Genomic DNA, 6,887 nt, shown 5'->3' with positions numbered 1-6,887 from the left:
GTGCGGGCTGGAGATGGTATTATTGGTAATGCTGGTTTTGGTACTGGTCAATCATTAATGACTTTATCCGGTACATCTGGATTTAATAGCACCAATGCGAGTTTAAACCTGTTTGGAGGTACTTTCCTATTTAGTTAATAGCTTTGTTGGGTTTTCTCAACCCAATAACTTAGGGACTTTGTTGGGTTACGCTGTCGCTTAACCCAACCTACAATTATCACAAAACGCAAAAAAACCGCGAAAAATTTGTTTTTTAGGTGTTGACAAAAGATTTTAAATATGTTATCCTTATCTTGATAAGGAAGAACCATCTTAAATTATTTATAGTAGGGTGTGTTAGCGACAGCGTAACGCACCATTGGTATACACTTTCGGCGTAGCATAGCGATAGCGAAGCGCTGCTGCAAGCAGTTCGCTATATAATATAGTAAAGCATCATTTTAAATCATTGACATCATCATACAGCAGATTTCATTTTCATGAGGTAGATTTTTAGCGGGCAAGATGCCCGCACTACAAGATTTTTATCATTAATATCTGTACTTTGTGAATATCGGAAACTGTTGACAGTTGACAAGACGCAAAAAAACCGCGAAAAATTTGTTTTTCAGGTATTGACAAAAGATTTTAAATATGTTATTATAATATTGATAAGGAAGAACTATCATAAATTATTTATAGTAAGGTGTGTTAGCAACAGCGTAACGCACCATTGGTAAAAGGTTTGTGTGTAGCACAGCGATAGCGAAGCGCTGCTGCAAGCAGTTCGCTATATAATAGGGTAAGTTCAGGTTGAGTGAGGTACACTTTGTGCAGGCAAGATGCCTGCACCACAAGATTTTTATTATTAATATCTGTACTTTGTGAATATTGGAAACTGCTGTAAAATCCCCATCTTCATCCTGTACATCCTTTCATCCTGGATATCCTGATTCTGACAAAATTGACAAAGGATTTTAAAAATGTTATCCTCATCTTGATAAGGAAGAACTATCTTAAATTAGGTGACAGGTGACAGGGAACAGGGAATAGCTTTTTGAGTAGGGTGTGTTAGCGATTAGGTAAAGAATTTGTGTGTAGCATAGCGATAGCGAAGCGCTGCTGCAAGCAGTTCGCCATATAATAGGGTGTGTTAGCTGTATTCGTAACGCACCATTGGTAAAGATTTTGGGTGTAGGATAGCGATAGCGAAGCGCTGCTGCAAGCAGTTCGCTATATAATAGAGTAACGCACCATTTTAAATCATTGACATCATCAGAAAATCCCCATCTTCATCCTGTATATCCTTTAATCCTGGATATCCTGATTCTGACATTATAAAATCCCCATCTTCATCCTGTACATCCTTTAATCCTGGATATCCTGATTCTGACAAAATTGACAAAGGATTTTAAATATGTTATCCTTATCTTGATAAGGAAGAACTATCTTAAGGAGTGCGGAGTACAGAGTTAGAGAGTGGGGAGTATGAAGAAGAGGATGAAGAAGATAACCCCGCACCCCGCACCCCGCACCCCGCACCCCGCACCCCGCACCATGTTGTGGTGCGGGCAAGATGCCCGCTAAAATCATAGAAATTAAATGCAGTACAGCTTAATGATTCATGAAAGGATCTATACTGCCAATTTCAAATTCACAGGCTCTAGAAATGGTTTCTGGGGGTAATTCATCAAAACTAATTAATGATAAATGATTGGGATTATTGATTAATTCCTGCGCTAATAAATAACCGGTAATTGTCCAAGTTTGATATTTTCTCGCTTGTTTACCAATTAATCTCCCTTTTTTACCATCATAATATTCTGGCCATTCATCTTCACTGAGTCGAGATTTAGCAATTTCAATGGCTTTTTGTGCTAATTCTGGTTTTTTGGTTTTTACCGCTGCTGCTGCTAACATCCACATTAAAACAGGCCAACTTCCGGCATTATGATATGACCAGGGAATATTTTTTGGATCACACCCCGTTACTACTCGATATTCTTCACCTTGTAAAGCAGGATAACAGATTTTAATAGGCATATCTCCTACTAAATCCTCCCATCTTTTTTCAATCAAATTCATAATTGCTTCAGACTGTTCTTCTGTAGAAAGATCAGAAATTACAGCCATTAAGTTTCCGAGGGTGAAAAAACGAGTATCCATTTGTGATGGTCCAACATTTCCCGCAAAATAACCCCCTTTTCTGGGTAGCCATTTATCTAAATCATAATAGGGTAAAGAATCTGCATAAATATTGAAAAGATTAACCGCAGCTTTACCGTATTCTTCTCCTTTAAACCGATAAATTGCATTCAAACGATGAATATCTATCCAATAATGCTGACGAAGATGACCACATAATAAAGGTAAACGGTTATCAATGGCTTCAATAATATCTTGATTACCTTGGCAAATTAGCAGTTCTCGCGCTGCACGTAAAGCCGCAAAAAACAGAACTTGAATTTCTAAAGGATGTCCATAAATACCCATACGTCTATCTATCATACACGCGCCGTCGGGAACTAATAGAGTTGGGTACATATCAAAACGATTAGCCAAACAGATATCCATAATTAACCTAATTCCTGTTTGGAATTGAGGTTGATAAGCTAAAGATGAATCATTGGTAGCGACTACATAAGCCCGCAATAAAATCAACCACCATAAACAAGAATCAACTGGTGTCACCCTAGCAATAGCGTGTTCACCAAAATCAGCTTCTAAAAATTCTTCCCCATTAGCAGAAACGACTTTAAAACTGGCTGGAATTAGACCTCTACCGGGTTTATAGGCATCTAACGCCTTTTCTTGCGGCTGTAACTTTAATGTTTCTTCTAGGAAGTTTTTGACAATATCTGTTCTACCTTTAATCAGAAAAATTAACGCCGAAGAAACGAAATCTCGAATAAAACATTGGTCATAATTTAATGCTTCTACGGATGAATCATAAGCGGCTACAGTACCTACAGGCTGACCTTTGTAGTAGAGAATTGAATTCTCTAATACTTGCCATGCTTCATTTTCTATATTTTGACTTGTCTCTAATTTATTTAGTTGCATTTCCAGACTAACTCCATTTAGATAGTAGATTTTTTGGGAGTAGATACACCTTTAATTATTGTTTATGCCATTTTCATCATAACTTTGAAATAGCAAATATCAATCCAGTCAAAATACTAAAACTTAGTCAATGTAAAAACCTAACTGCATAGTATTTAGCAGTTTTCTTAACTTCTGAAAATACACCTCATTCCGTGTATTAGAATCACAGAATTTTAGTATACATACTTGATCAGGAATTTGCTATTGAAATCAAAAAAAATATTATTCCCCTACAACTTAACAATTTATAACGTTTTTTGAAAATATGCAACATAAACAATTCACAAAAATTCAAAAAAACTCAAAAAAATCAGAAAATTCAAAAAATCTAGTTATTAATACTGATAAAGCTATCTTTCTTTGATAGCCTGTGAAAAAATCGAGTTTATAGGGCAGAATTTCCAAATTTCCACTGATTTTATGATCAATTATGTGTCTTATGTGTCTTTAATTGCTGCTGAAACTTTTGATATGCCTGATTAACTGCTTGCATGGCAGTTTTAGCACTAACAGAACTGTTAATATCAGGATGATATAATTTAGCTAATCTCAGATAGGCCAGTTTGACATCTTTGGGGTGAGTTTTCGGTTCTACGCCTAAAATTTCCCACCATTCCCCAATTAATGGTAAATTATCGCTGCTGTCAAGTTGCCAAATCTTGATAGTCCCACCTTGATCACCACTAATCAGCATTGTACCATCTAGACTAAAAACTAGGGGACTAAAACCAGAAATAGTTGCCAATAATGCCCCAGTTTGAAAATTCCAAAGTTTGATAATTCCCTCTTGACTACTACTAGCAACAATTTTACCATCTGGGTGAATAGCAATAATAGCCACAGATAAAACAGCTTCCGCTTGTCCAGAAAAAATATAAAGACATTTGCCAGTTTGCAAATTCCATAAATTAACTTGTCTGTCATTACTACCACTCACCAAAGTTTTATTATTAGGATGAATAGCTACACTATTCACTTTAGCTGTGTGTCCTTTGAGAGTTTTTACACATTGCCAATTTCCCATTGTTTGAGAAGCCATAGTTAATATTTTATGGGGTTCATTTTTTGCAGTTTGACTATTTATCTTTGCCTTTAATTTTTCTAACTCATCATCAATTTCTAAGTCCGTAAATTTGCCATGAAGATCATCACCAGATAACTTTAGTAACGCTGCAAGATAATGATAATGATCATGATCATCATCATTTTGTCAAATTTTCTCTTCCATACGTTCAAAAAGCTGCATGGGGGTTTCTTGAAATTCAGAATCATTTAATAATTTAGCCACACCATAAGCAGCAAGTCCTAAAACTGCACCAATTCCCGCTATGGGTACAGTACCAATACCGAATGCTAACCCAACTTTAGGCGCGACAAATCCCATATTACCGATTATATGAGAAATCCCAAAACCACTCATAGCACCAATACCCATGGCACCAAAAGCTACTGTATCCCCTGTTCTCATTCCCTCAAAAGCACCATAAGCAGCAGCGCTAATAACAGCACCCGCAGCCGTTACAGAAGCCGCACCTATTCCCATACCACCCACAGTGGAGGAAATAGTTGCACCTGTTAACGTTCCTGTGGTCATAAATATTGCACCTGGTTGGGATATTGGTTTCATATACCGGAAAATTGCCCTCACTCTCGTGTCGTTTTGTTTTGTGTAAGTCCTGAGATAGTAACTCTACATAAAATATGCCATTTTGATGACGAAATATTAAGGAATATTGTATTTTGTGTGAAAACCCCAGGCTAAGGGGGGAGGCCAGCTAAAAGTCCGTGATAGGATACTTTGGGAAAATATTGATAATTAGGAGAAAACCTTTGACACTACGGGTTGCTGTTGTTGGTTCTGGACCTGCGGGTTCATGCGCTGCTGAAACTTTAGCGAAAGCTGGAATCGAAACATACTTGTTTGAGCGGAAATTAGATAACGCCAAACCTTGTGGGGGTGCTATTCCCCTCTGTATGGTGAATGAGTTTGATTTACCTCCAGAAATTATTGACCGTCGGGTACGGAAAATGAAAATGATTTCTCCCTCTAATCGTGAGGTTGATATCAATTTGATAAATGAAGACGAATATATAGGAATGTGCCGCCGAGAAGTGCTAGATGGTTTCTTGCGAAACCGGGCGGCCAAATTAGGGGCGAATTTAATTAACGCCACTGTTCATAAGGTTGATATTCCTGGGAACAATACTGACCCCTATACCATCCATTATGTTGACCATACAGGAGACGGGTCCGAGGGCGTGACTAAAAGCCTCAAGGTGGATTTAATCGTTGGTGCGGACGGCGCAAATTCCCGCATTGCTAAGGATATGGGTGCTGGAGATTATAATTATGCGATCGCTTTCCAAGAACGCATTCGTCTTCCCCAAGATAAAATGGCCTATTATAATGACCTGGCGGAAATGTACGTTGGTGACGATGTTTCTACCGACTTCTACGCTTGGGTATTTCCCAAATATGATCACGTAGCGGTAGGTACTGGCACAATGCAAGTTAACAAAGCCAGTATTAAACAATTACAAGCAGGTATTCGCGCCCGTGCTTCTGAAAAACTAGCCGGTGGTAAAATCATCAAAGTAGAAGCCCACCCCATACCCGAACATCCCCGTCCCCGTCGCGTTGTGGGACGCATTGCTTTAGTAGGAGACGCTGCTGGTTATGTCACTAAATCCTCCGGTGAAGGTATTTACTTTGCGGCCAAATCTGGGAGAATGTGTGCAGAAACCATTGTCGAAACTTCCAACAATGGAGCGCGGATACCTACAGAACGAGATTTAAAACTTTACCTCAAACGTTGGGATAAGAAATACGGACTCACTTACAAAGTCTTAGACATTCTACAAACCGTCTTCTATCGTTCCGATGCTACCCGGGAAGCATTTGTAGAAATGTGTGATGATATGGACGTACAAAAGCTAACTTTTGACAGTTATCTTTATAAAACTGTAGTTCCTGCTAACCCCTTTACCCAATTAAAAATTACCGCTAAAACCATTGGTAGTTTAATTCGTGGTAACGCCCTTGCACCTTAAATATAAGAAATCAGAAGCCCGAAATTCGTTTCTGGGCTTCTTTTTTTGGGTGAATAAATTACATATTTTTTTTCTCACGCAGAGACGCAAAATGTAAATTACTTAAAATGGTGGGTTACACTGTCGCTAAGTAGGTTGGCGTTAAAAATTGTCGTTATGAGAAGGGAACTCTTAACTCTTAACTGGGAACTCTTAACTCTTAACTGGGCAACTTTACTTTTCGTTACTTGTATCGGTTTTTTTCCGTTCACCTACTTAACACACCTACTTTTAAATTTAAGATAGTTCTTCCTTATCAAGATGAGGATAACATTTTTCAAATCCTTTGTCAATTTTGTCAGAATCAGGATATCCAGGATGCAAGGATGTACAGGATAATGATTTAAAATGGTGCGTTACTATATTATATAGCGAACTGCTTGCAGCAGCACTTCGCTATCGCTATGCTACACCAAAAGTCTTTAACAACGGTGCGTTACTAGTCGCTAACACACCCTACTATTTGGCTGTTTCCTGTCAACTGTCAACTGTCACCTAATTTCAGATAGTTCTTCCTTATCAAGGTGATAATAACATATTTCAAATCCTTTGTCAACACCTAAAAAACAAATTTTTCGCGGTTTTTTTGCGTCTTGTTTCCTGTCAACTGTCAACTGTCAACTGTCAACTGTCAACTGTCAACTGTCAACTGTCAACTGTCAACTGTCAACTGTCAACTGTCAACTGTCAACTGTCAACTGTCAACTGTCAAC

At 38.1% G+C, this 6,887-nt stretch carries 6 protein-coding genes; 3 read left to right on the top strand and 3 right to left on the bottom strand.

What is annotated here, in order from left to right; translation table 11 throughout:
• The first annotated feature begins 1,436 nt into the window (after positions 1-1,436).
• The gene (locus H6F62_RS20055) at positions 1,437-1,574 is read left to right on the top strand and encodes a hypothetical protein (protein ID WP_190372812.1); all 138 of its coding nucleotides are present in this window, start codon (positions 1,437-1,439) and stop codon (positions 1,572-1,574) included.
• Between the two features lie 19 nt (positions 1,575-1,593).
• Here the strand turns inward: H6F62_RS20055 and H6F62_RS20050 are convergent, their stop codons facing one another.
• From H6F62_RS20050 to H6F62_RS21125, 3 genes are all read right to left on the bottom strand, one after another.
• On the bottom strand, positions 1,594-3,042 hold the full coding sequence (locus tag H6F62_RS20050; RefSeq protein WP_137907028.1) for a glycoside hydrolase 100 family protein: 1,449 nt from the start codon (positions 3,040-3,042) through the stop codon (positions 1,594-1,596).
• A gap of 466 nt (positions 3,043-3,508) precedes the next feature.
• Positions 3,509-4,123: a DnaJ domain-containing protein gene (locus H6F62_RS21130; RefSeq protein ID WP_236097067.1), complete on the bottom strand. Its 615-nt coding sequence runs from the start codon at positions 4,121-4,123 to the stop codon at positions 3,509-3,511.
• Between the two features lie 171 nt (positions 4,124-4,294).
• A complete protein-coding gene (locus H6F62_RS21125; RefSeq protein ID WP_242026090.1) occupies positions 4,295-4,711 on the bottom strand; it encodes a hypothetical protein in 417 nt (138 codons plus the stop codon).
• 203 nt (positions 4,712-4,914) lie between these two features.
• On the opposite strand from H6F62_RS21125, the gene chlP reads away from it, so the two are divergent.
• Entirely contained in the window at positions 4,915-6,135 is a 1,221-nt protein-coding gene (gene chlP, locus H6F62_RS20040; protein WP_137907027.1) for a geranylgeranyl reductase, read from the top strand.
• A gap of 334 nt (positions 6,136-6,469) precedes the next feature.
• Entirely contained in the window at positions 6,470-6,673 is a 204-nt protein-coding gene (locus H6F62_RS20035) for a hypothetical protein (RefSeq protein ID WP_190372811.1), read from the top strand.
• The last annotated feature ends 214 nt before the right edge of the window (positions 6,674-6,887 follow it).

Origin of the sequence: Anabaena sp. FACHB-1391, from assembly GCF_014696755.1 — a bacterium.
In the GTDB taxonomy this organism is placed as follows: Bacteria; Cyanobacteriota; Cyanobacteriia; order Cyanobacteriales; family Nostocaceae; genus Dolichospermum; species Dolichospermum planctonicum.
Note: the sequence above shows the minus strand (reverse complement) of the source record. Positions and strands in the feature narration are given on the sequence as shown.